The sequence below is a fragment of the Ruegeria sp. HKCCD3925 genome (genome assembly GCF_057221175.1).
Genome location: NZ_JBWVBI010000005.1, coordinates 177,655 through 202,273, shown reverse-complemented (window position 1 = coordinate 202,273; position 24,619 = coordinate 177,655). Strand labels below are relative to the sequence as shown.

Below are 24,619 nucleotides of genomic sequence, written 5' to 3'. Positions count from 1 at the left end.
CTCCCCTCAGTTCACGACCGTAACCGGAACATCGGCGTGCATGACAAGGTTCTGGGTCGAACTGCCAAACAGGCGTTTTTTGAACCCATCTGCCGAGGCCCGTCCCACAACGATCTGGGAGCCACCGTTTTCAACCGTGATTGCATTCAGCGTTTCCGCCACATCTCCGTGACGGACGATGCCGCGCGCCTCGAATCCTGCAGCCTTCAACGCTTCGACCGCTGGCTCGATGATCCGTGACGTAGCTAACGCAACCTCTTCTTCGCGCCGTTTGTGGCGCAGGGCGTTCTCTTCTGGTGTCTGGAATGTGAAAGGAGACCATTCGATGACGTAAACCGCCAGAAGCTCGCATGAACCAATACGCCCGGCCAAGTCTTTGGCAAAGGCGATCGCGCGTTCTCCGGTTTCTGTCCCGTCCAGTCCTATGACAATTTTCGTTGTCATGCCGTTCCTCCGTTATTGTTGCTTTGGCCGGGGCCCTCGCCCCCGGCAGGGCAGCCGGAACCTGGAACTTGCTTGAGTAGACCGCCCTAAGGGCAAGTATCCCGAAAAAACACGCAAAAACAGAGAGATTATTGCTGGATACAACCCTCAAACTTCTAAGGTACTGTAAATAAATATTATTATATGCCCAAATATTAGGCATACGCTTGGTATCAAACTGAAATTAGTTGTGGTGATCCGGGCTTAGCCCGGATCAGTGTTGTAGATCAGCCGTTCATCACAAGGGGCGATACGTAAGATGTTGGTAGTGCCAGGAACATTGAAAGGGACGCCGGCGGTGACCACGATCTGATCAGTCTCAGCGGCGAAACCACCCGATCGGGCGGCGCGAGCGGCGCTGACGACCGCACCTTTGAACCGCTCTTGTTCAGGGGTTAAGACGCAATGGCAGCCCCAGCTCAGGCAAAGCCTGCGGGCGGTGCCGGTGGCGGGGGTCATCGCGATGATAGGCACACCGGGACGCTCACGGGCGGTGAGCAAGGCGGTGGTCCCGCTTTGAGTGAAGCAGCAGATGGCTTTGATGTCAGTCTTTTCGGCAATCTCGCGTGCCGCAGCCACGATACCATCAGCGATGGTCGTACCCTTGGCGGTACGCGACGCGGCAATAATTTGAGTGTAGGTTGGGTCAGCTTCAACTTCGATGGCAACCTTGTTCATCGTCTGAACCGCCTCGATGGGATAAGAACCAGCAGCCGATTCAGCACTCAGCATGATTGCATCAGTACCCTCGTAGATCGCGGTGGCCACGTCCGAAACCTCTGCTCTGGTGGGCATTGGGCTTTCGATCATGCTTTCCAGCATCTGGGTTGCGACAATCACAGGCTTCGCGGCTGTACGGCATTTACGCACCAGACGTTTTTGGATCGGGGGGACTGCCGAAACAGGCAGTTCGACGCCCAGATCACCCCGCGCAACCATGATCCCGTCTGAGGCGTCAAGGATATCGTCAAAAGCTTCGACCGCAGCAGGTTTTTCGATCTTCGACAAGATCGATGCTCGGCCATCCGCCAGCGCGCGCGCCTCGAACACATCCTTGGCACGCTGAACGAAGCTCAGCGCCAACCAGTCCACACCCAGTTGGCAAACAAATTCCAGATCGTCGCGATCCTTGGCCGACAGCGCTGCCAATGGCAGCACCACGTCAGGCACGTTCACACCCTTGCGGTTCGAAATCGTGCCACCGACTTCGACCGTGCAATGTGCAAAATCCTGACCGCAATCCTGCACGATCAGACGAATCTTTCCGTCATTGACCAGCAGGCGCGCACCTGGCTCCAATGCGGCAAAAATTTCGGGATGTGGCAGGCAGACCCGGGTGATATCCCCGGCTGCCGGATCAAGATCCAGACGGAATGCGGCGCCCTCCTCCAGTTCTTCCGCATCATTTGCAAACACGCCAACGCGCAGCTTTGGCCCCTGCAGATCGGCCAGAATCGCGATCGGGCTTTCCAGATCCTTTTCGATCTGCCGGATTATACGGTGCCTCTCGCGAATCTCATCGTGGCTGCCATGGCTCATGTTCAGCCGGAATACATCGGCCCCGGCCTCATGCAGCGCACGGATGGTATCATAGTCATTGGACGCCGGTCCCAGCGTCGCCACGATTTTCACATTTCTCAGGCGTCGCATTGATCAGGCTCTCCTCAAACGCGTAAATGTTACCGCAAACATTGCTCAGGCTGCTTATTGCGCAATTCCCTTTCCAACGCAACTGTCCTACACCTGCGACAAACAAGATGACAGGCTCATGACATACTCTCCGTTTTTTGTTCACGGCGCGGATCGCCCGTCGCGTTGGCTGATTACCTGTGACCACGCCACCAACATGGTGCCGCCCGATATCAACGGCGGAGACCTGGGCCTGCCGCGCGAAGATATGGAACGCCATATCGCTTATGACGTGGGCGCCTACGAGGTCTCAAAGCATCTGGGTGAGGTCCTGAACGCCCCCGTAATCGCAGCCAACTTCTCGCGCCTCGTAATTGACCCCAACCGGGGCGAGGACGATCCGACGCTGCTGATGAAGCTCTATGACGGTTCGATCATCCCCGGTAACCGACACGCAGATGCGACCGAGCGTGAGCGTCGTCTAAATATGTGTTACCGGCCCTATCACGATGCGCTGGCACAGCTTGCGGCCCTGCCGCATGCGGTCATCATCTCGATGCATTCCTTTACGCGCCAGCTCCGTGGCCGCGATCCTCGGCCGTGGCACATCGGCGTCTTGCACACACCGGATGAGCGGTTCTCGCGCCCGCTGATCAACCGGTTGAACGCCGAGGATGATCTGTGCGTTGGGGTAAATGAACCCTATACAGGTGTGCTACCCGGCGATGCGATCGACAAGCATTGCAGCAGTTTCGGCCGTCCTAATGCACTGATCGAACTGCGTAATGATCTGATTGCGGATCATGACGGGCAACGCAGCTGGGCCGAACGATTGGCCGTTATTCTGCAGGATGCACTGAACGATAGCGGACTATGACGTAAGGTCACTTCATGCCGCTTCCGATCCTCGAAATATTGTGAGCCAATATACTGACACCCATATATTAAGGGAAAGGAGACGACCATGACTCAGGAATTCCTGACTACTGTCTTCGGCTGGATGACCGCCCTTAACATCGCTGTTTTGTTGTTCAGCACACTTATGATCCTCATCATGCAGGACTGGATTGCAGGCGTGCATGGCAGAATGTTCCAAATGGAGCGGGCCGACGTAAAGAGGGTCTATTTCAGATATCTTGCGAACTACAAAATCCTGACAATCATTTTTTGCCTTGTGCCGTGGCTGGCCCTCAAACTGACATAAAGCATCCAAACCTGACGTTCCAAGGGGCCTTAGGGCCTCTACTGTTCGTTGTAACATGGCCCACGGATTGCTAGGTCAGGTCCAGAACGCAAGACAATCATTCGGAGCCCGACAATGGACAAGCAAACCGAAATCGAACTTCAGGCCGCAGCGTTTCGCCGTTTGCAGCAGCATCTGATGCAGGATCGCACCGACGTACAGAACATCGATATGATGAATCTGACCGGGTTCTGCCGCAATTGCCTGTCGCGCTGGTATCAGGAAGCCGCCAATGCCAAGGGCATCGACATGGACAAAAACGAAGCGCGCGAGATTTTCTATGGTATGACCATGGATGAGTGGAAGGCCAACTACCAGACCGAAGCGAACGCCGAGAAACAAGCCGCCTTCAAGGTCGCGTTTGAAGAGAACGTCACGAAAAAAGGCTGACGCCCCGAAAACGAAAAATGCCCGCCGTTTTGGCGGGCCTTTGCTTTAGATTGCGGCCTTTCGGCTTTCGTCCAGATAGATCTCGCGAAGGCGTTTGGCAATCGGGCCCGGCATGCCATCACCCAGTGCCACGCCGTCAATCTCAACCACTGGCATGACAAAAGCGCTGGCCGAAGTGGTGAAGGCCTCATCCGCCTCTTTCGCCTCATCGATGGTGAACAGGCGCTCCTCAATCTCCATCTGCGCCTCGGCGGCCATGCGCAGAACCGCCTTGCGGGTGATGCCGTGCAGAATGTCGTTGGACAGCGGGCGGGTGACGATCTTGCCGTTCTTGACGAAATAGGCGTTATTGCTGGTGCCTTCGGTGACATAGCCATCTTCAACCAGCCAGGCATCGTCACAGCCAGCCGCTTTCGCCATCATCTTGCCCATGGACGGATACAGCAGTTGCACGGTTTTGATATCGCGGCGGCCCCAACGGATGTCATCGATCGAAATGACCTTGGCCCCTTTCTTCGACGCGGGGCTGTCGGCCAGACCTGGCTTATTCTGCGTGAACAGAACCAGCGTAGGCTTGGTATCCGCTGACGGAAACACAAAATCCCGGTCGCCGTCACTGCCGCGCGAAACCTGTAGATAGATCAGACCTTCTTCGATGTCGTTCAGCTCGACCAGTTTGCGATGGATTTCCAGAAGTTCTTCTTTGCTGCAGGGTTCAGCTATCTGTAACTCGTCCAGCGAGCGTTTCAGCCGCACCGCGTGGCCTTCGAAATCGACCAGCTTACCATCCAGCACACTGGTTACTTCATAGACGGCGTCTGCAAACAAGAAACCCCGATCAAAGATCGAGACGCTTGCCTCGGTTTCAGGCAGGTATTCGCCATTCACATAAACGGTGCGGGTCATGTTCTTCTCCTCAGCCCCAAAGTGCCGCTTTGGGCGGATGCACTCCGGCGTCATCAAAAATCAGGGGTGTGTCGCGGTCATCTGCCAACAAAAGCGGTCCGTCAAGGTCCGTCACCATCGCGCCCTGCGCCACCAGCGTTGCAGGTGCCATGGCCAGCGAACTTCCAACCATGCATCCGACCATGATGCCATAGCCCTCGGCCAGCGCGGCCTTGCGCAGCTCCAGCGCCTCGGTCAGACCGCCGGTCTTGTCGAGTTTGATGTTCACCACATCATATTTGCCTTTTAGCGCAGGCAAGCTGGCCCGATCGTGACAGGATTCGTCGGCACATACCGGCACCGGACGATCCATGCCGATCAGTGCATCATCCTCACCGGCCGGCAGAGGTTGTTCAACCAGAGCAACGCCCAGTCGCACAAGATGCGGCGCAAGATCGGCGTACACTTCAGCAGACCAACCTTCATTGGCGTCGATAATGATTTTGGAGTCCGGCGCACCAGCCCGCACAGCCTCAAGCCGGGGCATGTCGTCCGGTGTACCAAGTTTGATCTTCAACAAGGGTCGGAACGCATTTTCTGCCGCCTGTGCCTGCATTGCCTCGGGAGTGTCCAGGGAAAGAGTATAGGCCGTAACTTCAGGCCCCGGTGCGGCAAGTTCCGCCAGCTCCCACGCCCGTTTGCCGGAGCGTTTCGCCTCAAGGTCCCAAAGCGCACAATCCAATGCATTCCGAGCCGCGCCGGCAGGCAGCAGATCCATCAGGGAATAGCGAGAGAATACGTCGGGCAGGCCGGCAATCTCGGCCTCGACTGAATCCAGCGTTTCGTCATAGCGCGCATAGGGCACGCACTCGCCCCAACCATGATGCACACCATCCGAGATCCGAACCGTCAGGACCTTTGCCTCGGTCCGTGAGCCGCGCGAGATAGTGAATACCTGCGCCAGCCGAAATACATCGCGGGAAACGTCAATCTGCACGCGTTCAACCTTTCATCGAAAGTGATGTCTGTTGCCGACAGCAAGGGGCGATCGGCAACCTGCTTAGATCACAGTGCGGCCAGCGCATCCACCAGTTTACCGGCACCAAACCGGTAAGGATCGGTTGCTGGGATACCCATCTCGGTCTCAACCTTGGCGATGTATGCGTGTGCGTCGTCTTCGCTCAGATGCTGGGTGTTGATCGACACGCCCGCAACCTGGCATTCCGGGTTAGCAACACGCGCCAGCGGCAGTGCTGTGTCGCGCAACTGCTCCAGCGTCGGCAGCGAATACTCAGGCAATCCTCGCATATGGGTCCGGGTCGGCTCGTGGCACAGGATCAGCGCGTCGGGCTGACCGCCATGGATCAGCGCCATGGTCACGCCAGAATAGGACACATGGAACAACGAGCCCTGCCCTTCGATGTGATCCCAGTGATCCGGATCATTGTCCGGTGTCAAATACTCAACGGATCCCGCCATGAAATCGGCGATAACCGCATCCAGCGGGACGCCCTGACCCGTGACCAGAATTCCGGTCTGACCGGTGGCCCGGAAGGTGGATTTCATGCCGCGTTTGCGCATTTCAGCGTCCATGGACATCGCAGTGTACATCTTGCCGGCAGAGCAGTCGGTTCCAACGGCCAGGCACCGCTTACCGGTACGCTTGCGGCCGTTTGCGATGGGATATCCTACGGTCGGTACGCGGACGTCGTGCAATGTGCAGCCGTGAGACTGCGCCGCAGCAACCAGATCGCCTTCGTCGCGCAGCAGGTTGTGCAGGCCCGACGCCAGATCATAACCCATTTCCAACGCTGCGATCAGGACCTCTTTCCAGGCCTCACTGATGACCCCACCCCGGTTGGCAACACCAATGACAAGAGTCTTGGCACCAGCAGCTTTACCTTCGGCAAGTGTCATTTCGGTAAGACCCAAATCAGTCTTGCAACCATCCAGCCTTATTTGACCCACTGCATTCTCAGGACGCCAGTCCCGGATACCAATGGCCACTTTGGCCGCCAACAAGTCGGGCGCATCGCCCAAAAACAACAGGTACGGTGTCTCGATCATTGCGGTGCACTCCTTTGATTCTGGCTTAAGCTAGAGAACCGTTTTGACGAGGGTTTCTCAAATTCTTCTTGCCTGCCAGCCCACAGCGGGAAGTTTTTGCGCATTTGGGCATTCTTACACAAGATTGTTCGAAGTTTTTAAACTGATCAAACTTTAAGCACCCCATTTTGCCAGTATCTTCAATCTTGCTGCATACGCATTGCCGCATATGCACAATCAAGCTTGCGCAGCATTGCGCAATTTAATATCCCATGACCAACCCTGAACGCAATTTCCTTACTCGCATGAGGTCCAAATGAGCTTCCGCATCCAACCTGCCGCTCCGGCCCGGCCCAATCGCTGCCAACTGTTTGGCCCGGGCTCGAACACCAAGCTATTTCCCAAGATGGCTGCATCAGCTGCAGACGTCATTAATCTGGATCTAGAAGATTCGGTGGCTCCTTCCGACAAGGATACCGCTCGCGCTAACGTAATCGAGGCGCTGAACACAGTCGATTGGGGCAATAAATACATGTCGGTTCGGATCAATGGGCTGGATACACCCTATTGGTACCGTGACGTGGTTGATGTGCTGGAACAGGCAGGCGACCGTCTGGATCAGATCATGATCCCCAAGGTAGGCTGCGCGGCCGATGTCTACGCCGTGGACGCTCTGGTTACCGCAATCGAGCGTGCCAAGGGCCGAACCAAGCCAATTTCATTCGAAGTGATCATCGAATCCGCCGCCGGACTGGCGCATGTCGAAGAAATCGCAGCCTCATCCCCGCGCCTGCAGGCCATGAGCCTTGGCGCCGCAGATTTTGCAGCCTCAATGGGCATGCAGACAACCGGCATCGGGGGTACGCAGGAAAACTACTATATGCTGCGCGAGGGTGAGAAGCACTGGTCCGATCCGTGGCACTGGGCGCAGGCCGCAATTGTCGCCGCCTGCCGCACCCATGGCGTGCTGCCGGTGGATGGTCCGTTTGGCGATTTCTCAGACGATGAGGGCTATATCGCGCAGGCCAAACGGTCTGCCACGCTGGGGATGGTCGGCAAATGGGCCATCCACCCCAAGCAAATCGCATTGGCCAATCAGGTCTTCACACCGTCGGATGAAGCAGTGTCCGAAGCGCGCGAGATTCTGGCCGCCATGGAACAGGCAAAAGCCAACGGTGAAGGCGCGACGGTCTACAAAGGGCGTTTGGTCGATATCGCTTCGATTAAGCAAGCCGAGGTTATTGTGGCGCAGGCAGAATTAATCGCGGCGGGTAGCTAAGAAAAAAGGCGCTCAGCTGAGCGCCCCAATCGATCTGATCAGCGTCCAAATACATTGTTTGGTGTCCATGTGAAACGCTCACCCTTCTTTCCTGATTTCATCATCAGGCACGAGGTACCGTATTTCTGAAAATACTTGATTTTGATTGGATACCAACCCGCCTGCGGCACCTCGACCTCGGTGCGTTGGTTGGCTTCGCAGCCCTGACGGCCATTGACATAGCCGATCTGCTGACCGCCGACCCAGGCGTCAATCCCATCGTTCGACCAGGTTTCAAGCTCGTAAACACCGGGTGAATCAAAGCGGATATACCCACTGATTTCCGCGGCAACATTGAACGCCTGATTGTAGGTCAGGACAGGATCACCTTCGTTCGTGTCTCTGTAGTCCAAACCTCGGAGGGGCTGACCCGGCTTTGCCTTCTTCAATAGATGATTGACCTTCGAGAGGTTCTGGATTTTGCGAGGCGGATTACCTTCCCAACTGTATTTTACATTCAAGCCGGCTTTTGGGCTGGGCTGAGGGCTAGCTGGCTGTAACTTCAAAGGTGCTGCTGTCGCAGCGCCGGCAAACATTGCCAAGGCAGCCACCAGCGCTCCGGTGCGGAAAAATGTCATGGTCTACTCCCTGAATTTGCGCCTGCTTCGGGGTTAATCCCTGCCGACGATCCTGTTGAGATGACACTAGGCGCTGAACTTTGACCTCGCAAGATGGTTAAAAATCACTTTTTAATGGTCACGCACGCATATCCTTGGGCGATCCCATCACAACATATGAGGTGATCGAGGTCACATGCGGCAGTGTACCCAGCACCTCAGTGTGGAAGGTTTTGTAGGAGGGCAAATCGGCACATTCGACCCGTAGGAGGTATTCGATCGTGCCGGTGATATTGTGACATTCCACCACTTCGGGTGCTTGTTGCAGGGCTTTTTCAAACCCTTCCTGCGCCACCTTGGTGTGCTCGCCCAAACCAACGCCGATATAGGCAACGAAACCCACCCCCAGCGCCGCCGGGTTCAGCACTGCTCGGTAGCCGGAAATGACCCCTGCCCGCTCAAGCTCCTGCACACGGCGCAGGCAGGCGGAGGGCGACAGGCCCACCCGCTCGGCAAGATCGAGGTTGCTGATGCGACCGTCCCGCGAAAGCTCTTGCAATATATGTTGGTTGATCTGATCAATCTTCGCCATTTATTGCAACATTAACCTTTGAGCGCACGAATACGCAATTTCATTTGCCTAACTCAGCGAGAAAATGCAGCCATGACCTACGATATCCTGATGGCCCTGATCGCGTTTGCTTTTGTCTCGTCAATCACTCCAGGCCCCAACAACCTTATGCTGATGGCATCAGGTGCGAATTTCGGCTTTCGCCGCACGATCCCGCATATGCTGGGTATCGGTTTGGGCTTCACCTTTATGGTGCTTCTGGTGGGGGCGGGGCTGGTTCAGGTCTTTGACCGGTATCCGATTAGTCATACCGTGTTGAAAGTTCTTTCGGTTCTGTATCTGCTGTATCTGGCATGGAAAATCGCCCATGCAGCGCCCGCTAAAGGTGCCGATGCTGCGGGCACACCGATGACGTTTCTGCAAGCTGCAGCCTTCCAATGGGTCAACCCAAAAGCCTGGGCGATGGCGCTGACCGCGACAGCCGCCTATGCGCCTGACCAAACGATCAATGCGATTCTGCTAGTCGCGCTGGTGTTCGGAGCCATTAACCTGCCCTCGGTCAGCACCTGGACGGTTCTAGGACAGCAAATGGCGCGAATCCTGACGAACCCGCACCGATTGCTGGTTTTCAACTGGACGATGGCGGCCCTGCTTGTGGCCTCGCTCTATCCGGTGCTGTGGCCGAATTAGGTTACCTGAGCGGCAGGCAAATTTCGGTCAACAGATCCTCGGGGGCCGTTTCTCGTGGATCGTTGAGATAGATCTCATAACACGGATGGTCCGCAGGTTCTTCGCCAGACTCGGGCAACCAATTGCCAAATAATGCCTGATACGCGCCGTGAAGGCCGGAATAAGGGCCCTTGAAGGTCAGCACCGCTGTTTTGCCACCCGGAATTTCAAGGTCTTCCATCCCCTCGGGCGTATCATCACCGCAGAATTCAGCACCTGCAAAACTGCACAATTCATCCTCGGGCACATCGTCCGGACTGTCGAGATACAGCCCGATCATCGGGCCGACTTGCGGCCACAGTTTGCGGGATTCGCACAGGGCACCAATGGCCTCAAAGCTGCGGCCAATCTCGGCATACGCCCCTTTATGTGGCAGCGCTATGACTCGGCGAGACGGTTCGGTTCGGGTTGTTACGGGATGCATCGGATATCCTCCGGTTTTGAACATTGGATGGGCCGGCAGTATTTGCCCCGCACGTCGAAACGCGGTGGGGCTGCTGCCGTAGGCCTCGGAAAAGGCCCGCGCAAAGGATTTTTGGTTCGGATAGCCAATGTCGGTCGCGATCCGCGTAACCGGTCTGTCTGTTTGCACCAGCCAGCAGGCGGCACGGTGCAGGCGTATCCGACGGGTGGCCTGCGCGCAGGTCTCGCCAGTAATGGCGCGAAACACGCGATGCCAGTGATACCGCGACATGGCTGCGACCTCGGCCAAAGCATCCAGCGACAGATCCCCGGCGGGGTGATCATGGATGTAGGCCAACACGCGCAACACGCGATCTTCGTAGCTGGCGGCCATCGGTATCCTTCCTTCTCTTTGCCCGTCCGTGGTCGCATATTCCGCGACCACAAATCTTGCTGAGTTGCATCCCGGACCACCTTTGGTCATATAGCAGGGAACTTCCGCGTTGAGAGGCGTCATGACCCAGTATCTGGATTTCGAAAAACCGCTGGCCGAGATCGAAGGCAAAGCTGAAGAGCTGCGCGCGCTGGCCCGTGCCAATGAAGAAATGGATGTGACCGAAGAGGCCGCCGCGCTGGATGCCAAGGCCGCCAAGCTTCTGGATGAGCTGTATGCCGATCTGACACCATGGCGGAAATGTCAGGTTGCACGGCATCCTGAACGTCCACACTGCAACGACTACGTAGACGCACTGTTCACCGAATTCACTCCTCTGGCTGGTGACCGGAACTTTGCCGACGATCTGGCGGTAATAGGCGGTCTGGCGCGGTTCAACGATCAACCCGTCATGGTGATTGGCCACGAAAAAGGCAGCGATACCAAATCGCGGATTGAACGCAATTTCGGCATGGCCCGGCCCGAAGGGTATCGTAAAGCTGTGCGCCTGATGGAGATGGCGGGCCGCTTTGGCTTGCCGGTGATCACTCTGATCGACACTGCGGGTGCCTATCCCGGCAAGGGGGCGGAAGAACGTGGCCAATCCGAGGCGATCGCGCGCTCAACCGAGATGTGCCTAAAGATTGGCGTTCCTTTGGTGTCCGTAATCATCGGCGAAGGTGGTTCTGGTGGCGCGGTCGCCTTTGCGACTGCGAACCGCGTAGCGATGTTGGAGCATTCGGTCTACTCGGTGATTTCGCCCGAAGGCTGCGCGTCGATTCTTTGGAAAGATGCCGAAAAAATGCGCGAGGCCGCCGAAGCGTTGCGCCTTACCGCTCAGGATCTGCACAAGCTGGGCGTTTGTGACCACATCATCACCGAGCCCAAGGGCGGTGCACATCGCAACCGCCCGGCGGCGGTCGAAGCCGTGCGGTCTGCAATTGCCTCGATGCTGGAAGAGCTTGATGGGAAAGACGCGGCAGCCCTGATCAAGGACCGCCGTCAGAAGTTCCTGGATATCGGTTCGAAAGGGCTGGCGGCTTAACCCGTCAGCCACCCAACCGCTGCAACAGAGCCACCGAAGGCTGGCCAGTCACGGACAACCCGTTGGCGCGCTGGTAGGCGCTAATTGCCGCCTCAGTATTCTTGCCGATAACACCATCTGCGCCTTGTGTGTCATAGCCCGCGGATGTCAGGCGGCGCTGCAGTTCTTTACGATCCTCCAGCGTCAAACCGGTCGCATCCGGCCCGAATGACGCTTGGAACGGCGCGCCGCCAGCAATGCGATCAGAAAGATGACCTACGCCGATCGCGTAGCTGTCCGAATTGTTGTAGCGCTTGATCACCTGAAAATTGCGGAACACAGCAATACGTGGGCCAGGCGTCTGCGGTTGCAGCACTGCCGCCGGCGTGCCCGAAACCGTGCCGACCTCACCGCCCCAAGGCTGCCCTCGCACCCAACCGGCACGTGCCAGATAAGCAGCCGTTGACGCAAGTGAATCTGCTGGGTCATCGGACCAGATATCGCGCCGCCCGTCGCCGGTGAAATCGACTGCATAAGCAAGGTAGGACGTCGGAATGAACTGTGTGTGGCCCATCGCTCCGGCCCAGCTGCCGGTCATGTTAGCCGGGGTCGTATCGCCCTCTTGAATGATCTTCAGCGCTGCCACCAGTTGCTTCTCAAAAAACGCTCCGCGCCGCCCGTCATAGGCCAGAGTCGACGTTGCCGAGATCACCGGTACATCGCCCCGCCGTGCGCCATAGCGGCTTTCCAGGCCCCAAACAGCCACGACGACCTCTTTGTCGACACCGTATTGGGCTTCGATCTGCGACAGGGTTCCTGCATGCCGCACAAGCATTTGCTTGCCAGTGTTGATCCGTTCATCCGAGGCAGCAATCGCCAGATAATCCTCAAGCGAGCGTTTGAATTCCACCTGATTGCGATCGCGTTCGATCACGTCGGGTAGATATCCTGCGCCTTGAAACGCTCGGTTAAGGGTCGTCTGTGAAATGCCCTGCGACGCTGCCCGATTTTTGAAACTGGCCACCCAGGCATCCCATCCTGCGTTCGGAACCGCACGCATCCGCGAAGCCGGGGCACTGTTGGGTGCCGTGCCTGTGGAGCAGGCCGCCAACAAGGTTGACCCAAGCCCTAAGGAAAACACTCTTCGATTAATCATGGTTAAATCTGCTCTTGTTGTGATTTGCGTTCAGGATAGCGCAGCCCGGTCGCTCAAGCCAGCAAAGCGACATCCGAAATCAACTGAATTGGAAGATGGGCAACAAGCCGCTCAGGTCACAAGCAGCCGCAAGCCCTGGGTCACATCCGAACGCACTGCTAGTCGCAATCCAGGCTCATCCCCGGCCTTGAGCGCTGCGATGATCAGACGATGGTAGTGCGGTGGCTCGGTCCTCCGCAACCGACCGTATAGGGCACGCATCGTGGGACCCAGCTGCAGCCAGACAGTTTCGGCCATGGCAAGCATCGCAGGGGCCTGTGCGCGTAGATACAGCGTGCGGTGAAATTCCAGATTTGCACGGATATATCCCACCGCATCGCGTTTCGTGACCATCTCGGCCACTGCCATGTTGATGCTTTGCAACCGGTCAATCAGCGCCATATGCGCGCGCGGCAGGGCCCGGCTGGCCAGTTCAACCTCAAGCAGCGCGCGCAGCGCCGCCAGCTCTTCGATCCGATCGCGCGTGAGTTCCGGCGTTGATACCCGACCGGAGGTGGACAGGAACAAAGCGCCTTCTGCCGCCAGACGCCGCACCGCCTCGCGCGCCGGAGTCATCGACACACCGAATTCCTTGCCAATCCCGCGCAGTGTCAACGCCTTCCCCGGGGCAATCTCTCCATGCATGATGCGGGATCTGAGGGCGCGATAAACGCGATCATGGGTTGCCGTATGAGACTCGGCGGGGCGTGAGGTTAACATGAGTTTATGTGATCACAAATCGCGCCGAGGTCAAGCGACGGAGTCGAAGCGATATCTGTGCAGTTCTGCCCCGTTGTCTCGCAGCCAGCGGCGTGGTTCTTTGTAAGGGCCAAAAATACGCTCGACCTGCGCCCAGAACGCAGGTGAGTGGTTCATTTCGGCAAGATGCGCCACTTCATGCGCGGCCACATAATGGAGAACCTCTGGTGGGGCGAGGATCAACCGCCACGAGAACATCAACCCGCCCGCAGAACTGCACGACCCCCAGCGCGAACGCGTATCGCGCAAAGTGAGGCTACTGTACGACCGCCCCAGCACCGCCGCGTAATTATCGCACGCACCGGTCAGACGATCACGGGCAAGCTCTTTTAGAAACCGCGCTAGTCGCCGTGCTTCGGCACCGGGCGGAACCCCGATCGCATCGCCACTCAGCATGACCCTCCGCCCCGATGCAGGAACGATTCGCCGCGCCGTACCCTCGATCGGAATGAACTGCCCTACGCCAACTGCTTCAAGGCTAGGTCGATCCTGCAGGTGCCCGCGGATCCAGCCCTCTTTCTGCTGTGCGAAATCCAGCGCTTCGGCTTCAGCCACCCCTGTCGGGTAGGTCAGCGTAACCCGTCCATCCAATTGGGAAATTCGCAAACTGATCCGCCGTGCGCGCGCCGATCTGCGCAGTGTCAGCGGCACCGGAGGTGTTCCGGGCAATGCGTGTCGCCCCATGGGTGGGCCTCCTTTGCGCAAAGGCTTTGACAGTGCCTGCCGCATGTGGCAGGTGACCTGAATCATTGATGAGATTCACCTGATATCAAGGGGATTTGATATGCCCAAGGAAGAATGGGGCGTAAAGCGTGTCTGCCCGACAACCGGCAAACGTTTTTACGACCTGAACAAGGACCCGATCGTCAGCCCCTATACGGGCGAGGTCGTGGAGCTGGACACCGGAAAAAGCCGGATGATCGCCGCGGATGCTGAAGATGCCGCTTCGGTCAAGGCGCGCGAAGCGTCGTCGGACGAAGACATCGTTCTGGATGATGACGACAACGTCGATGTCGAACTGGACGATGATCTGCTGGACGACGATGACGATGGCGATAACGTTTCACTCGACGATATCAAGGACATGTCGTCAGAAGACGAAAACTGATGGATCCCGAGGCGGCCCCGCCGCCTCGACCCGGTCCGCGAAGTCGGTCTGAATTTTTTGCCGATTCCGATTTTAGGACTTGCACTCATCGACGGCGTCTCATAAACGTCCGTCCACCGTTACGACGGTACCTTTATGGGGCCTTAGCTCAGTTGGGAGAGCGCTTGCATGGCATGCAAGAGGTCAGGGGTTCGACTCCCCTAGGCTCCACCAAATCCCTATGTTGATCCGCCACGCATAGTTCTTCCTTTTTTTGTAGATTTTTCTGAGTCCTAAGCGGAACTCTGAGACCAGAGCAGATCTTAACTGGTGTTTTGAGCTTGGCTCATGCGGTTGTCGCAACCAACACAAACCGGTCGCCGGATATATTGCATACTAAAGGCGAGTTTGCGGACCTTCCTGCCGTTCGCTGTAACTGCGCGAATGACGGCTATTGTGTCACAGCGTTTCCAGGTATTTTGGAGGCGATAGTTTGAAGATTTTGATGGCATGCAATTTCTAGATGGGACCAAGTCACTAAATTTCCGGACCAGTTCCCCAGCCAAAGGTAACCCTAGGTCATGGGAGCCAGGGTACTCTAACCGACGTAGAAAAAAAGAACCTTAAGCGAATCGACTGGATGAGCTGGCGACAACTGCAATTCGCAGGGTGATAGGCGGGATCGAACCTCAAAAGGATAACAGAGCTGCAAGCTGGTGGTGTAGAAATTCTCTAGGCGCGCAGGATGAGGATTTCCCAGTGTGCAACCAGTCGGTACAAGCTATGCATCCTGCATCGCAATTTCATATTGAAAAAACACCAGAAATTCCGCCCGCCCTAGAAGGTCTTTCGCTCATAAATTTCTGGATAGATTTGCAGCCCTCCGCCTTCTGGAGCGCAGAAAATCGCGCTGGATATCTTGCTCGAACGTACACCGACATCAAAACCTTGTCCTTCTTGGAATCGGCTATAGGGAAGCTCTGATCTAACAACTTTTCCTACTTTCTCGGGTGGAGCCATACTGGAATAACCAGTCTGGAAGACATAACCAACGAAGTGCCGACAAATATTGCGCAAGCTTCCGCAGATTATTGGTTCTTTAGAAGCAAATTTTCATTTGTTCGATATCACGAACTGCATAGCAAATACTCGGTAGGAGATGGCGGGTAGCACACGTAGATTCGTAGTGTACATCGGCCAATAGATGCGCAGTTCTTCATTCAAGCCGACCCGACGAACGAAGGCAAAATGCCTCCCAGCGATGCAGGTTCATTCATTGTATTTAAGAATCTTAGTTCGTGGGAGATCAGTGCGGCCTGTTACTGTAGCAAACCTTCGTTCATTGCGCAGCATCCGTTAAAGTGGGCCCGCAATGGACTTGCTCCACGGCGCGTCCGAACGAGTCTTCTTTACCCAAAGCAACTGTCGATTTGGCGTCCATTCTTTGCATATTCGGCCCGTCGCGAACCCAATAATCCAGGCGCCCAATACCAGGTAACGAATGGCGGTTGATCGAACAAAGCATCCTTTAGCTGGAAGTGGCCCAATTTCAGTCATATGTTCATTGCGTCAGCTTTTAGATGCAAAACACACTTTTTAACTCCGCTTCAGTCTATTGCCAGTACAAGAAACCAATCTACGCCAATTTTCGCGTGGAGTTCCTCACAATCAGTTCAGCCTGAAGGAGTTTCGATTCAGGAACGGCTTGGTTTTCCAACCACTCAACTATCGCTGCGGCAGTGGCTTCACCCATCCGTGTGACGGGCAAATGCACGGTCGTGATTTCAGGAAAGGTGCAGGATGAGGAGGGCAGATCGTCAATGCCAACAATTGACATTTCATGAGGCACTTTTACCCGCTTTCTTTGCAATTCAAAAAGAGAGCCCATCGCCAAGACATCGGAAAAACAGAGAATTGCAGAAAAGGCCGTGTCCCCTGCAAGAAGATTCTGAGTTGCGACGCAGCCACCTTTTATTGAAATTTCCGTTTCGTACATTTGCAGGGTGTGGTTCACATCCGGATTCTTCAAACCATCAAGCCGTGCCAGCGTCCTATCGTTGTTTTTTGTTGGCCCGTGAATCACGGCAATATTTCTATGCCCAGCAGACAGAAGAAAATTGAGAGCGGTGCAAGAAGCGCCGGCGTTATCATAACCGATGGTCGGAAAATGGTGGTCCCTTTCATAGTAGGAGGTGGCGATCACGGGGAGGCGTGTCCGTTCGATGATCTTTTCGAAGTCTTGACTGTGTGTGATGCCGGAAACAATCAGTGCTTCTGCACCAATATCAACCAGACCTTGCGCTTTATTCGTTTCTATGTCCGGGTCGCCATTGGTAGTTGCGACTACGAGTGACAAACCATTTAGTGCCAAACCTTTTTCAAGCGCCGCTAGAAATTTTGAGAATATTGCGTTGTCCAAAGTTGGAACCATGGCCCCAACGACTCGGGTTCTCCCGGAATTGATCGCACGGGCTGCAGCACTTGGTACAAAATGCAGCTTCGAAATAACATCAAGCACACGGCGGCGTGTGACTTCAGACACGGTTTTCGGAGAATTCAGTACGCGCGACACCGTCGCAACAGAAACATCTGCTGCCTTGGCAACATCCCGAAGGTTCGCGCGCTTCTTATTTTTCTGCTCGGTCAATTCCTTTGAATTCCTTGGATATCCTCGATCTTGCGACAGTTAACTTGACACATGTAACTAGTTTCATCAAGATTATGTAACTAGTTACAATAAGCGACTCACTTTGGAATACGATGCGCGATTATTCGATACTACATGAGTTCAGCAATAGCGGTTACATGACGCCTGGACGCTTTTACCCAGGGTTTCAGAAGCCGTCGCACGGAAAAACATATACGCTAGGTCCGCGCGAAATACTGAATGTTATCATGCGACCAGGTGATCTTCTGTCGGTGACAGGCAATTGGCCTAAAAACCAACTGCAAGTCATTGCTTTTGACGAAGTGGGCGGAGATGCGCTTGTGTCGCTAGCGCTTATTAAGGCAGGAGTTTTGGATTTCTCCAAAGTAGATGGCGAAAAACTGATCAATTGGATTGCAGCTCAGGGAGGTAAACCAGAATCCGAGATTGGTATCGCTTACCTTCCTGAAAACGATGATCTGATCGTTCTAAAAGCCAGTGCTACAATTTCAGCTTGGATCATGCGGGCTATGGATCGTGATCAACTGGCAACCGGGTCCAGAGGTGGATCAGTCAGTATCTCTCATCAAATGGCAAATGCCAGTAGTTCGATATTGCCCGAACCCCTGGGTGATGTGCGAAAGGAATTCACCGTAAAGCGCGGCACTGGATTGTCATATGAAGTTAAGCAAGGCGAAATAGTCCAAATCATTGATGTCGAGGGCCAACAATGCTCGGACTTTATCGCAATGCGAGCAGATAAACTCGAAAAAGGTGAAGAATGGCTGATCGACAGTACTGCAACTCGGTCATTGGTCCGGCGCGCTTATCCTGGCCCTGGTATGCTCGACAAGTTTTTCGATAGTGACATGAACCCGCTTCTAAATGTCGTTCATGACACTTGCGGACGACACGATACTTACGGGTTGGCTTGCACCGCACGGGGATACGCTGAGCGAGGTTTTCCAAGCCATGTCAACTGTTCTGACAACATTTCTGAAACACTGGCGCAATATGGAGTTAGACGCCGCGCGGCCTGGCCTGCAGTTAATTTCTTCTGGAATACTTGGATTGATCAAAATTCCCACGAACTGCTGGTAGATGAAAGCTATTCGCGCCCAGGCGATTACGTCGCAATGCGGGCAATGGAAGACTTGGTATGCGCTTCCACGGCGTGCCCTGACGACATTGACCCGATAAATGGCTGGAATCCCACAGATGTGCACGTGCGGATCTACCATCCAGACACACCTATCCGCCGTGCGGTCGCCTACCGGGAAAAGGAAGATGCCCCCATGTCCATTAGTCAGGAATCGGCTTTTCACGAACGTCTGGAGCCACTGACCCAACATTTTGCGCCTGCACGGGACTTGTGGGCACCTGTTAGTTTTCCGTCATATGGAACGTTGGGCGAGTACTGGGCCTGCAGAGAAGCGGTAACTTTGCAGGACATGAGCGGGTTGCGCAAATTCGACATCATTGGGCCAGACGCTGAGAAATTGTTGCAGCTTGCAACGACTCGCAATGTTGCCAAGCTACCGGTGTGGCGCGGGGCTTATACGCTGATGTGTGATGATACCGGCGCGGTAATAGATGACGGCACTTTGTTCCGGCTCGCAAATGACCTGTTCCGCTGGTGTTGTGGCACCGAAGAGAGCGGACGAGCATTGCAGTCCTTGGCGGAGGAACGCGGGTTTCAGGTGCGAATCCATGATCTGCGGAATTCGCTGCCAAACCTGGCGTTGCAAGGGCCTAATTCCCGAAATGTACTGCGTAAAATCGTTTTCACGCAACCACATGTGCCCTCCCTTGAGCAGCTCAAATGGTTTGGCTGTACTGTTGCCCGACTAAATGGTCGCGAAGGGGCGCCTTTTATGCTGTCCCGCTCTGGCTACACTGGGGAGCTTGGATACGAGATTTTCTGCTCAAAGGCCGATGCTGTCGCCCTTTGGGACGCAATCATGGAGGCGGGTGAAGATTTCGGGATTACCCCGATGGGGTCAGCCGCCCTGGAGATCATCAGGATCGAAGCGGGCTTGGCGGCTGCAAATGCCGAATTTGCGCCAGGCATCGACGCATTCGAGGCCGGTCTGGGCTTTGCTGTTGATCTGACCAAAGCTGAGTTCATCGGCAAGGCAGCACTGGAGCGTAACAGGCAGAGCCCACGACAAGTCCTCAAGGGTTTAGTTTTAGAATCCGACGACATTCCCATGCATGGAGCTGCTGTATTTGCAAAGGAAAGACAGGTCGGGGTGATTACCTCGGCGACTAAATCTCCTTCGCTTGAACACGGTATCGCGATCGCGCGTCTTTCGGTAGAATACTCAAAAACCGAAACTAGGCTCGAAATTGGGCAGCTTGACGGGCGCATGAAACGCCTTGGCGCGAAGGTCACAGAAATTCCATTCATAGACCCGCAACGAAAGCGGGCGCGCGCATAAGAATTCAACTTACCAGCAGGAGAGTTAATATGAATCTAAGCATGAAATCCCTGACAGTGTCAGTCTCACTGGGTCTCTTGGCCCTCCCCGCCTCTGCGGCTGAAGAGGTAAAAATCGGAGTCCCATCCTGGACTGGTGCTCAGGCGATCGCGCATCTTCTAGGCGCGGTCGTCGAGATGAGGATCGGCGGTACTGTCGAATATGTACCTGGCAACAACGCTACGATTTTCCAGGCGATGGACCAAGGTAAAGGGGATATTGATGTTCATCCTGATGTCTGGCTGCCCAATCAACAGAGTTTTACTCAAAAATACGTAGATGACGCGGGTACGGTCACCTTGTCGTCTAACCCTTACGAAGGTAATCAAGGTTTCTGTGTATCCAAGGACTTTGGTGAAGCGAACAACATCACCGATATTGCCGATCTGGGTCGTCCTGATGTTGCCGCACTGATGGATAGCGACGGCAATGGCCGTGGTGAAATGTGGATCGGTGCTCCAGGCTGGGCTTCAGCAAATGTAAACGAAGTCAAGGTGCGCGACTACGGCTTGTTGGACTTTATCGAACCGGTCCGTGCCGAAGAAAGCGTTAAAACAGCGCGTATCAAGGATAGCATCGCCAAGGGCGAGGGCTATGCATTCTATTGCTATAAACCTCATGCAGTTTGGTACATGTTTGACGTGGAAATGCTGTCGGAGCCCACATTTGACCCCGAAAAATATGTGATGGTGCAGCCGTCGGATGATCCCGATTGGTATGAAAAGTCGACAGTTGCCACCAAGGACGCGCTTAAGAACGTGCAGATCGCATGGTCCAACTCGCTGGTTGACCGTTCGCCGGCTATTGCTGAGTTTTTTGCCAACTTTCAGTTAACAGCTGATGATGTTTCAGCCTTTGCCTTCGAAATCAGCGCCAATGGCCGCGACCCGGCGGACGTAGCAAGAGAATGGGTCGAAGCGAACCCCGAGCGTGTGGATGGTTGGCTGGGTCTTTGAACCCAACCTGAAGAAATGACCATGGTGGCAGTTCCATTTCGCTGCCACCTTGAGCCAACTAGGCCCATTCCGAGGCCGCTGGGGGACGCATGGGTGACGATACAGTTATTAAAATATCGAATGTCTGGAAGATTTTTGGAGCGAAACCCGAAGTCGCATTGCAGGCAATCCGTGAGCGTGGGCTGAGCAAAGCTGAGGTACTAGCTGAATTCAACTGTGTTGTCGGCGTGGCTGATGTCAGCCTTTCTGTGAACCGCGGTGAGATATTCTGTATCATGGGCCTGTCTGGCAGCGGCAAGTCCACGTTGGTGCGCCACTTCAATCGGCTTCTGGAACCTACCGGTGGCAAGATTGAGATCGAAGGAACCGACGTTATGGCACTGGGGCCGCAAGAGCTTCAGCAGTTCCGTAACAACAAAATCGGTATGGTGTTTCAGAACTTCGCTCTAATGCCGCACCGTTCGGTTTTGGACAACGTCGCCTTACCGCTGGAAATCAGACAAGTTAGCAAAAATGAACGTATGCGGCAGGCCGCCGCGATTCTGGACATTGTCGAGTTGGGGGCCTGGGGGTCAAAATTCGCGCACGAGTTGTCCGGTGGAATGCAGCAGCGCGTGGGCTTGGCGCGCGCATTGGCTGCGAACCCGGATGTGCTGTTGATGGATGAGCCGTTCTCAGCGCTCGATCCGCTCATTCGACGACAATTGCAGGATGAATTTATTCGGCTCAGTAAGATTTTGAAGAAGACTACCATCTTCATTACGCACGATCTGGACGAAGCGGTGCGCATCGGTAATCGAATTGCAATCATGCGCGACGGCAAAGTGGTTCAGATCGGCACTGCCGAAGACATCGTTATGAACCCTGCCGACGATTACGTGGCAGACTTCGTAGCGGGTATCTCGCGCCTCAAAGTGGTGCGCGCGCACGCAGTGATGCAACCGATTTCAGACTATGTAGCCACCCATGGCCCGTTGGACGCAGATGCACCGCGCGTCAATGAGGCTGAAAATCTTAGCACTCTGATCAATTTGGCGATTGACCACAGCAGCGCCATCCTGGTGGAGGACGGCGGCAAGGATGTGGGCTTGATTACCCGCGCCGATTTGCTGCGCACAGTAATCGAGGGGACGGAAGTATCATGAGCACATCCGACGCGAACCCTCATGGCGTAAACCCGCTGGAAGATACCGAAAGCGAAGCTGCTCTGGCCTATGCTGAAGAGCGGCGCGAGAACATTCGCACATTTGTACGTACTAACCCCGATTATTACATCAAAAACTTTGACAAGATCGGCGCGTCCGCTCGCTTTACGGCGACCTTCAATCCGATGGCCGGGATTTTCGGTCCAATCTGGTTCGGAGCGCGTGGCTTGTGGTCATGGGCGCTCCCATTCCTAATCATTGAAACACTTGCCTATGTGCAGATTGCCCGCGGTCTTTTTGGAGATCTCGCAGCCGACGCGATGGCTCGTATCGCTTCAATTGAAGGAACATTGGAGTTGCGCCGTCAGCAATTGGCTGCTGCGATCGAAGCAAATTCCGACAAGATTGATGTCTACCAGCGTACTGTCGAATCTCTTGAGGCCAATATCGGCGGTATACGAGCCGAAGCCGAAGCATTGGCCGCCCAAGGCCCCGCGATCATATTGTCGGGCCTTATTATTCTGTTGGTCATAAAAGCGGTGCAATCGGTTGTGGCAAACTGGGCGCTTGAGGCACGGTTTTCAGAATGGATTTCGGATCGTTCGATCCGTTCAGCTATGCCTGTTTCAGAGATCGTGTTCAGCACAATTTTTATGGCGCTGATCGTGACGGCGGCAATGATGCACTACAGCTTCCCCGGGCGTTTTTCATTGCTCAGTCACTTTCCAACAGATCCCGATATCCGTTTGACCGGCATAACTTGGGTGGAAGATTTCATCGCATTTTGTGTCCGCAACAGTGAAGCTTTTTTTGATGGGCTGACGATTGGCATCCGCGCGTTGCTCGATGCCTTGGAGGTCATACTTGTCCAGACTCCTTGGATTGTAATTGCATGCCTGATCATTCTGCTAACATGGCTAACGGCAGGTATCAGCACGGCCATCTATTCAGGAGCCTTCCTTGCCTATATGGGCCTTTTGGGCTTCTGGGAGGCGGCAATGACGACACTTGCTTTGCTAGGCACTGCTGCTTGTCTCTCAATCGTGATAGGCATTCCACTTGGAATGTTCGCCGCACGGCGCCCGCGTTTTTATGCTTTCATCCAACCAATTATGGATTTCATGCAAACCATGCCGGCGTTTGTCTTCATGGTGCCTGTGATCGCGTTTTTTGGCGTTGGCAAGCCCGCAGCCGTTATTGTCACGATGATTTTCGGCGGTACTCCTGTGGTGCGCCTGACCGTACTGGGCCTGCGCGGCGTGCCTGAAAGCGTGCGCGAAGCGGCAATCAGTTTTGGCGCAAACAAATGGTACTTGCTCACAAAGGTCGATCTGCCCCTGGCTAGCCCCTCGATCCGGGCAGGAATCAACCAGACCATCATGCTGTCGCTCGCCATGGTCGTGGTAGCTTCGTTGATTGGCGCCAAGGGTCTGGGCGAAGACGTGCTTGAGGCGCTGCAATACGCCAATGTCGGGCAGGGAATCCTTGCAGGTTTTGCCATCCTATTTTGCGCCATGATACTTGACCGAATTGTGCAGGGACAGCGAAAGTGAGGCCGCTTGTCCTAGTCCATGGTTTCATGGGTGGAGGCGCGCAATGGGCACCGCAACAGCACCAACTTTCAGAAACCCAAAAGCTGATCACGATCGACTTGCCTGGGTTCGGACAGAATGCAGGCTTACCTAGCATCGACACGATCGGCGGATTTGCTGATTGGGTCCTGGAACATCTATTCCACCTTGGCGTCGAACAATTCAATCTCTTGGGACATTCGATGGGCGGAATGATCGCGCAGGAAATGATACATCGTGCCCCGCAACGGATAGGTGGGTTGATCCTTTACTCCACTGGCGCGGTTGGCATCCTGCCCGACCGTTTCGAGACAATCGAGGAAAGCAAACGGCGTGCCCAAACCGAGGGCTTCCAGGAAACAGCTCGCCGCATCGCTGCGACATGGTTCTTGGATGGCCGGTCTGCTGAAGCTTACTCAGACTGCGCTGAGATTGCAGCGCAATGTACACCGGATGCCATGCTCAAGGGGTTGGACGCAATGCGCGCTTGGCGCGCCGATGATTATCTCTCTGCCATCAAAGCTAACTCTCTGGTGATCTGGGGTGACATGGACCGCACGTATTCGTGGACACAGACCAAACAACTTTGGACGTCGATCAATCAGGCTGAGCTTTCCGTCGTTCCCGGCTGCGCCCACGCGGTACATCTGGAAAAACCCGATATCTTCAATGTTGTGCTGTCGGATTTCTTACGCCGGACTTAAGAAGAGTGAGCCCCCGCAACTGAAATGGCCCACTGTTATGTTTAGTAAATGAAGGACCAAGAATGGCGAACCAACGATCAAAAGAGACGGCTCTGGCTGAATGGTGAATCATGTGTCCGGCTTTGACCAGAGCATCGCAACCACGTATGGAACTATGATGGCGCAGCCAGTTGCCAAACTACCGAACATCATCCAGTTTTTTTCCGAGACGGTGGCTCAGGCCTGACCACCGAAAGTACAGCCGGTCCAGATTTCGAACTTGGGCCTTAAAATTCCAAAAGGCGCGAAAATAGCAAGCCTTCAAAGGCGCTTTATGGCGTTGCTAGATTGCGGCCGTTCTTCGAATTCATTTGGCTTCGCGCAAT

At 55.1% G+C, this 24,619-nt stretch carries 24 protein-coding genes and 1 tRNA gene; 13 read left to right on the top strand and 12 right to left on the bottom strand.

Annotation, left to right across the window (positions count from 1 at the left end; all coding sequences use genetic code 11):
• Positions 1-6 precede the first annotated feature (6 nt).
• Positions 7-444 carry a universal stress protein gene (locus AC2TEM_RS13720; RefSeq protein ID WP_170395586.1) on the bottom strand — a complete coding sequence of 146 codons (438 nt, stop codon included), beginning with the start codon at positions 442-444 and terminating at the stop codon, positions 7-9.
• A 243-nt stretch (positions 445-687) separates the two neighbouring features.
• Positions 688-2,133, bottom strand: a complete 1,446-nt coding sequence (pyk, locus tag AC2TEM_RS13715; protein ID WP_170395584.1) for a pyruvate kinase — start codon at positions 2,131-2,133, stop codon at positions 688-690.
• 118 nt (positions 2,134-2,251) lie between these two features.
• On the opposite strand from pyk, the gene AC2TEM_RS13710 reads away from it, so the two are divergent.
• From AC2TEM_RS13710 to AC2TEM_RS13700, 3 genes are all read left to right on the top strand, one after another.
• Complete coding sequence (locus AC2TEM_RS13710; protein WP_170423585.1) at positions 2,252-2,989, top strand: N-formylglutamate amidohydrolase; 738 nt, start codon at positions 2,252-2,254, stop codon at positions 2,987-2,989.
• Positions 2,990-3,076: 87 nt separating this feature from the next.
• Positions 3,077-3,316 (top strand): DUF6868 family protein, encoded by a 240-nt coding sequence (locus AC2TEM_RS13705; RefSeq protein ID WP_170423583.1) that lies wholly within the window; start codon positions 3,077-3,079, stop codon positions 3,314-3,316.
• 114 nt (positions 3,317-3,430) lie between these two features.
• Positions 3,431-3,745, top strand: a complete 315-nt coding sequence (locus AC2TEM_RS13700; RefSeq protein WP_170395578.1) for a DUF1244 domain-containing protein — start codon at positions 3,431-3,433, stop codon at positions 3,743-3,745.
• Between the two features lie 45 nt (positions 3,746-3,790).
• Here AC2TEM_RS13700 and AC2TEM_RS13695 read toward each other — a convergent pair whose 3' ends face one another.
• The 3 genes from AC2TEM_RS13695 to dgcN all read right to left on the bottom strand — a co-directional run bounded on the left by AC2TEM_RS13695 (position 3,791) and on the right by dgcN (position 6,697).
• Entirely contained in the window at positions 3,791-4,651 is an 861-nt protein-coding gene (locus AC2TEM_RS13695; protein WP_170423580.1) for a D-amino-acid transaminase, read from the bottom strand.
• 10 nt (positions 4,652-4,661) lie between these two features.
• Positions 4,662-5,627 (bottom strand): N-acetyl-D-Glu racemase DgcA, encoded by a 966-nt coding sequence (dgcA, locus tag AC2TEM_RS13690; protein ID WP_170423578.1) that lies wholly within the window; start codon positions 5,625-5,627, stop codon positions 4,662-4,664.
• A 68-nt stretch (positions 5,628-5,695) separates the two neighbouring features.
• On the bottom strand, positions 5,696-6,697 hold the full coding sequence (gene dgcN / locus AC2TEM_RS13685; RefSeq protein WP_480856259.1) for an N-acetyltransferase DgcN: 1,002 nt from the start codon (positions 6,695-6,697) through the stop codon (positions 5,696-5,698).
• Positions 6,698-6,992: 295 nt separating this feature from the next.
• Here dgcN and AC2TEM_RS13680 point away from each other — a divergent pair, with 295 nt between their 5' ends.
• The gene (locus AC2TEM_RS13680) at positions 6,993-7,955 is read left to right on the top strand and encodes an L-malyl-CoA/beta-methylmalyl-CoA lyase (protein WP_170395570.1); all 963 of its coding nucleotides are present in this window, start codon (positions 6,993-6,995) and stop codon (positions 7,953-7,955) included.
• Between the two features lie 38 nt (positions 7,956-7,993).
• On the opposite strand, the gene AC2TEM_RS13675 is transcribed toward AC2TEM_RS13680, so the two are convergent.
• On the bottom strand, positions 7,994-8,572 hold the full coding sequence (locus tag AC2TEM_RS13675) for a PA14 domain-containing protein (RefSeq protein WP_170395568.1): 579 nt from the start codon (positions 8,570-8,572) through the stop codon (positions 7,994-7,996).
• 118 nt (positions 8,573-8,690) lie between these two features.
• Entirely contained in the window at positions 8,691-9,143 is a 453-nt protein-coding gene (locus AC2TEM_RS13670) for an Lrp/AsnC family transcriptional regulator (protein WP_170395566.1), read from the bottom strand.
• A gap of 72 nt (positions 9,144-9,215) precedes the next feature.
• On the opposite strand from AC2TEM_RS13670, the gene AC2TEM_RS13665 reads away from it, so the two are divergent.
• Positions 9,216-9,812, top strand: a complete 597-nt coding sequence (locus AC2TEM_RS13665; protein WP_170423576.1) for a LysE family translocator — start codon at positions 9,216-9,218, stop codon at positions 9,810-9,812.
• A gap of 1 nt (position 9,813) precedes the next feature.
• Here AC2TEM_RS13665 and AC2TEM_RS13660 read toward each other — a convergent pair whose 3' ends face one another.
• Positions 9,814-10,647: an AraC family transcriptional regulator gene (locus AC2TEM_RS13660; RefSeq protein ID WP_170423573.1), complete on the bottom strand. Its 834-nt coding sequence runs from the start codon at positions 10,645-10,647 to the stop codon at positions 9,814-9,816.
• A gap of 121 nt (positions 10,648-10,768) precedes the next feature.
• Here AC2TEM_RS13660 and AC2TEM_RS13655 point away from each other — a divergent pair, with 121 nt between their 5' ends.
• The gene (locus tag AC2TEM_RS13655) at positions 10,769-11,731 is read left to right on the top strand and encodes an acetyl-CoA carboxylase carboxyltransferase subunit alpha (RefSeq protein WP_170395560.1); all 963 of its coding nucleotides are present in this window, start codon (positions 10,769-10,771) and stop codon (positions 11,729-11,731) included.
• 4 nt (positions 11,732-11,735) lie between these two features.
• On the opposite strand, the gene AC2TEM_RS13650 is transcribed toward AC2TEM_RS13655, so the two are convergent.
• From AC2TEM_RS13650 to AC2TEM_RS13640, 3 genes are all read right to left on the bottom strand, one after another.
• Positions 11,736-12,866 carry a lytic murein transglycosylase gene (locus AC2TEM_RS13650; protein ID WP_170609137.1) on the bottom strand — a complete coding sequence of 377 codons (1,131 nt, stop codon included), beginning with the start codon at positions 12,864-12,866 and terminating at the stop codon, positions 11,736-11,738.
• A gap of 111 nt (positions 12,867-12,977) precedes the next feature.
• The gene (locus AC2TEM_RS13645; protein ID WP_170609135.1) at positions 12,978-13,625 is read right to left on the bottom strand and encodes a GntR family transcriptional regulator; all 648 of its coding nucleotides are present in this window, start codon (positions 13,623-13,625) and stop codon (positions 12,978-12,980) included.
• Between the two features lie 30 nt (positions 13,626-13,655).
• Positions 13,656-14,348 (bottom strand): M48 family metallopeptidase, encoded by a 693-nt coding sequence (locus tag AC2TEM_RS13640; RefSeq protein WP_480790320.1) that lies wholly within the window; start codon positions 14,346-14,348, stop codon positions 13,656-13,658.
• A 100-nt stretch (positions 14,349-14,448) separates the two neighbouring features.
• On the opposite strand from AC2TEM_RS13640, the gene AC2TEM_RS13635 reads away from it, so the two are divergent.
• A complete protein-coding gene (locus AC2TEM_RS13635) occupies positions 14,449-14,772 on the top strand; it encodes a TIGR02300 family protein (protein ID WP_170402007.1) in 324 nt (107 codons plus the stop codon).
• A gap of 137 nt (positions 14,773-14,909) precedes the next feature.
• Positions 14,910-14,985, top strand: a tRNA-Ala gene (locus AC2TEM_RS13630).
• A 1,402-nt stretch (positions 14,986-16,387) separates the two neighbouring features.
• On the opposite strand, the gene AC2TEM_RS13625 is transcribed toward AC2TEM_RS13630, so the two are convergent.
• A complete protein-coding gene (locus AC2TEM_RS13625) occupies positions 16,388-17,398 on the bottom strand; it encodes a LacI family DNA-binding transcriptional regulator (RefSeq protein WP_170423506.1) in 1,011 nt (336 codons plus the stop codon).
• A 113-nt stretch (positions 17,399-17,511) separates the two neighbouring features.
• On the opposite strand from AC2TEM_RS13625, the gene AC2TEM_RS13620 reads away from it, so the two are divergent.
• The 5 genes from AC2TEM_RS13620 to AC2TEM_RS13600 all read left to right on the top strand — a co-directional run bounded on the left by AC2TEM_RS13620 (position 17,512) and on the right by AC2TEM_RS13600 (position 24,254).
• The gene (locus AC2TEM_RS13620; RefSeq protein WP_170423504.1) at positions 17,512-19,839 is read left to right on the top strand and encodes an aminomethyltransferase family protein; all 2,328 of its coding nucleotides are present in this window, start codon (positions 17,512-17,514) and stop codon (positions 19,837-19,839) included.
• Positions 19,840-19,868: 29 nt separating this feature from the next.
• Positions 19,869-20,834 (top strand): ABC transporter substrate-binding protein, encoded by a 966-nt coding sequence (locus AC2TEM_RS13615; RefSeq protein ID WP_170423491.1) that lies wholly within the window; start codon positions 19,869-19,871, stop codon positions 20,832-20,834.
• An 89-nt stretch (positions 20,835-20,923) separates the two neighbouring features.
• Complete coding sequence (locus AC2TEM_RS13610) at positions 20,924-21,979, top strand: quaternary amine ABC transporter ATP-binding protein (protein WP_170423489.1); 1,056 nt, start codon at positions 20,924-20,926, stop codon at positions 21,977-21,979.
• On the top strand, positions 21,976-23,532 hold the full coding sequence (locus AC2TEM_RS13605) for an ABC transporter permease subunit (protein ID WP_170423487.1): 1,557 nt from the start codon (positions 21,976-21,978) through the stop codon (positions 23,530-23,532). Before AC2TEM_RS13610 ends, AC2TEM_RS13605 begins: the two co-directional genes overlap by 4 nt.
• Positions 23,529-24,254 (top strand): alpha/beta fold hydrolase, encoded by a 726-nt coding sequence (locus tag AC2TEM_RS13600; protein WP_170423485.1) that lies wholly within the window; start codon positions 23,529-23,531, stop codon positions 24,252-24,254. Before AC2TEM_RS13605 ends, AC2TEM_RS13600 begins: the two co-directional genes overlap by 4 nt.
• Positions 24,255-24,619: the final 365 nt, after the last annotated feature.

What these genes read in the sequence shown, in the direction of transcription:
- AC2TEM_RS13675 (WP_170395568.1), bottom strand. Translation starts at nt 8,572, where the DNA reads ATGACATTTTTCCGCACCGGAGCGCTGGTGGCTGCCTTGGCAATGTTT.
- AC2TEM_RS13670 (WP_170395566.1), bottom strand. Translation starts at nt 9,143, where the DNA reads ATGGCGAAGATTGATCAGATCAACCAACATATATTGCAAGAGCTTTCG.
- pyk (WP_170395584.1), bottom strand. Translation starts at nt 2,133, where the DNA reads ATGCGACGCCTGAGAAATGTGAAAATCGTGGCGACGCTGGGACCGGCG.
- AC2TEM_RS13665 (WP_170423576.1), top strand. Translation starts at nt 9,216, where the DNA reads ATGACCTACGATATCCTGATGGCCCTGATCGCGTTTGCTTTTGTCTCG.
- AC2TEM_RS13605 (WP_170423487.1), top strand. Translation starts at nt 21,976, where the DNA reads ATGAGCACATCCGACGCGAACCCTCATGGCGTAAACCCGCTGGAAGAT.
- AC2TEM_RS13615 (WP_170423491.1), top strand. Translation starts at nt 19,869, where the DNA reads ATGAATCTAAGCATGAAATCCCTGACAGTGTCAGTCTCACTGGGTCTC.
- AC2TEM_RS13610 (WP_170423489.1), top strand. Translation starts at nt 20,924, where the DNA reads ATGGGTGACGATACAGTTATTAAAATATCGAATGTCTGGAAGATTTTT.
- AC2TEM_RS13710 (WP_170423585.1), top strand. Translation starts at nt 2,252, where the DNA reads ATGACATACTCTCCGTTTTTTGTTCACGGCGCGGATCGCCCGTCGCGT.
- AC2TEM_RS13700 (WP_170395578.1), top strand. Translation starts at nt 3,431, where the DNA reads ATGGACAAGCAAACCGAAATCGAACTTCAGGCCGCAGCGTTTCGCCGT.
- AC2TEM_RS13655 (WP_170395560.1), top strand. Translation starts at nt 10,769, where the DNA reads ATGACCCAGTATCTGGATTTCGAAAAACCGCTGGCCGAGATCGAAGGC.
- AC2TEM_RS13650 (WP_170609137.1), bottom strand. Translation starts at nt 12,866, where the DNA reads ATGATTAATCGAAGAGTGTTTTCCTTAGGGCTTGGGTCAACCTTGTTG.
- AC2TEM_RS13695 (WP_170423580.1), bottom strand. Translation starts at nt 4,651, where the DNA reads ATGACCCGCACCGTTTATGTGAATGGCGAATACCTGCCTGAAACCGAG.
- AC2TEM_RS13640 (WP_480790320.1), bottom strand. Translation starts at nt 14,348, where the DNA reads ATGGGGCGACACGCATTGCCCGGAACACCTCCGGTGCCGCTGACACTG.
- AC2TEM_RS13620 (WP_170423504.1), top strand. Translation starts at nt 17,512, where the DNA reads ATGCGCGATTATTCGATACTACATGAGTTCAGCAATAGCGGTTACATG.
- AC2TEM_RS13720 (WP_170395586.1), bottom strand. Translation starts at nt 444, where the DNA reads ATGACAACGAAAATTGTCATAGGACTGGACGGGACAGAAACCGGAGAA.
- AC2TEM_RS13635 (WP_170402007.1), top strand. Translation starts at nt 14,449, where the DNA reads ATGCCCAAGGAAGAATGGGGCGTAAAGCGTGTCTGCCCGACAACCGGC.
- AC2TEM_RS13705 (WP_170423583.1), top strand. Translation starts at nt 3,077, where the DNA reads ATGACTCAGGAATTCCTGACTACTGTCTTCGGCTGGATGACCGCCCTT.
- dgcN (WP_480856259.1), bottom strand. Translation starts at nt 6,697, where the DNA reads ATGATCGAGACACCGTACCTGTTGTTTTTGGGCGATGCGCCCGACTTG.
- AC2TEM_RS13660 (WP_170423573.1), bottom strand. Translation starts at nt 10,647, where the DNA reads ATGGCCGCCAGCTACGAAGATCGCGTGTTGCGCGTGTTGGCCTACATC.
- AC2TEM_RS13645 (WP_170609135.1), bottom strand. Translation starts at nt 13,625, where the DNA reads ATGTTAACCTCACGCCCCGCCGAGTCTCATACGGCAACCCATGATCGC.
- AC2TEM_RS13680 (WP_170395570.1), top strand. Translation starts at nt 6,993, where the DNA reads ATGAGCTTCCGCATCCAACCTGCCGCTCCGGCCCGGCCCAATCGCTGC.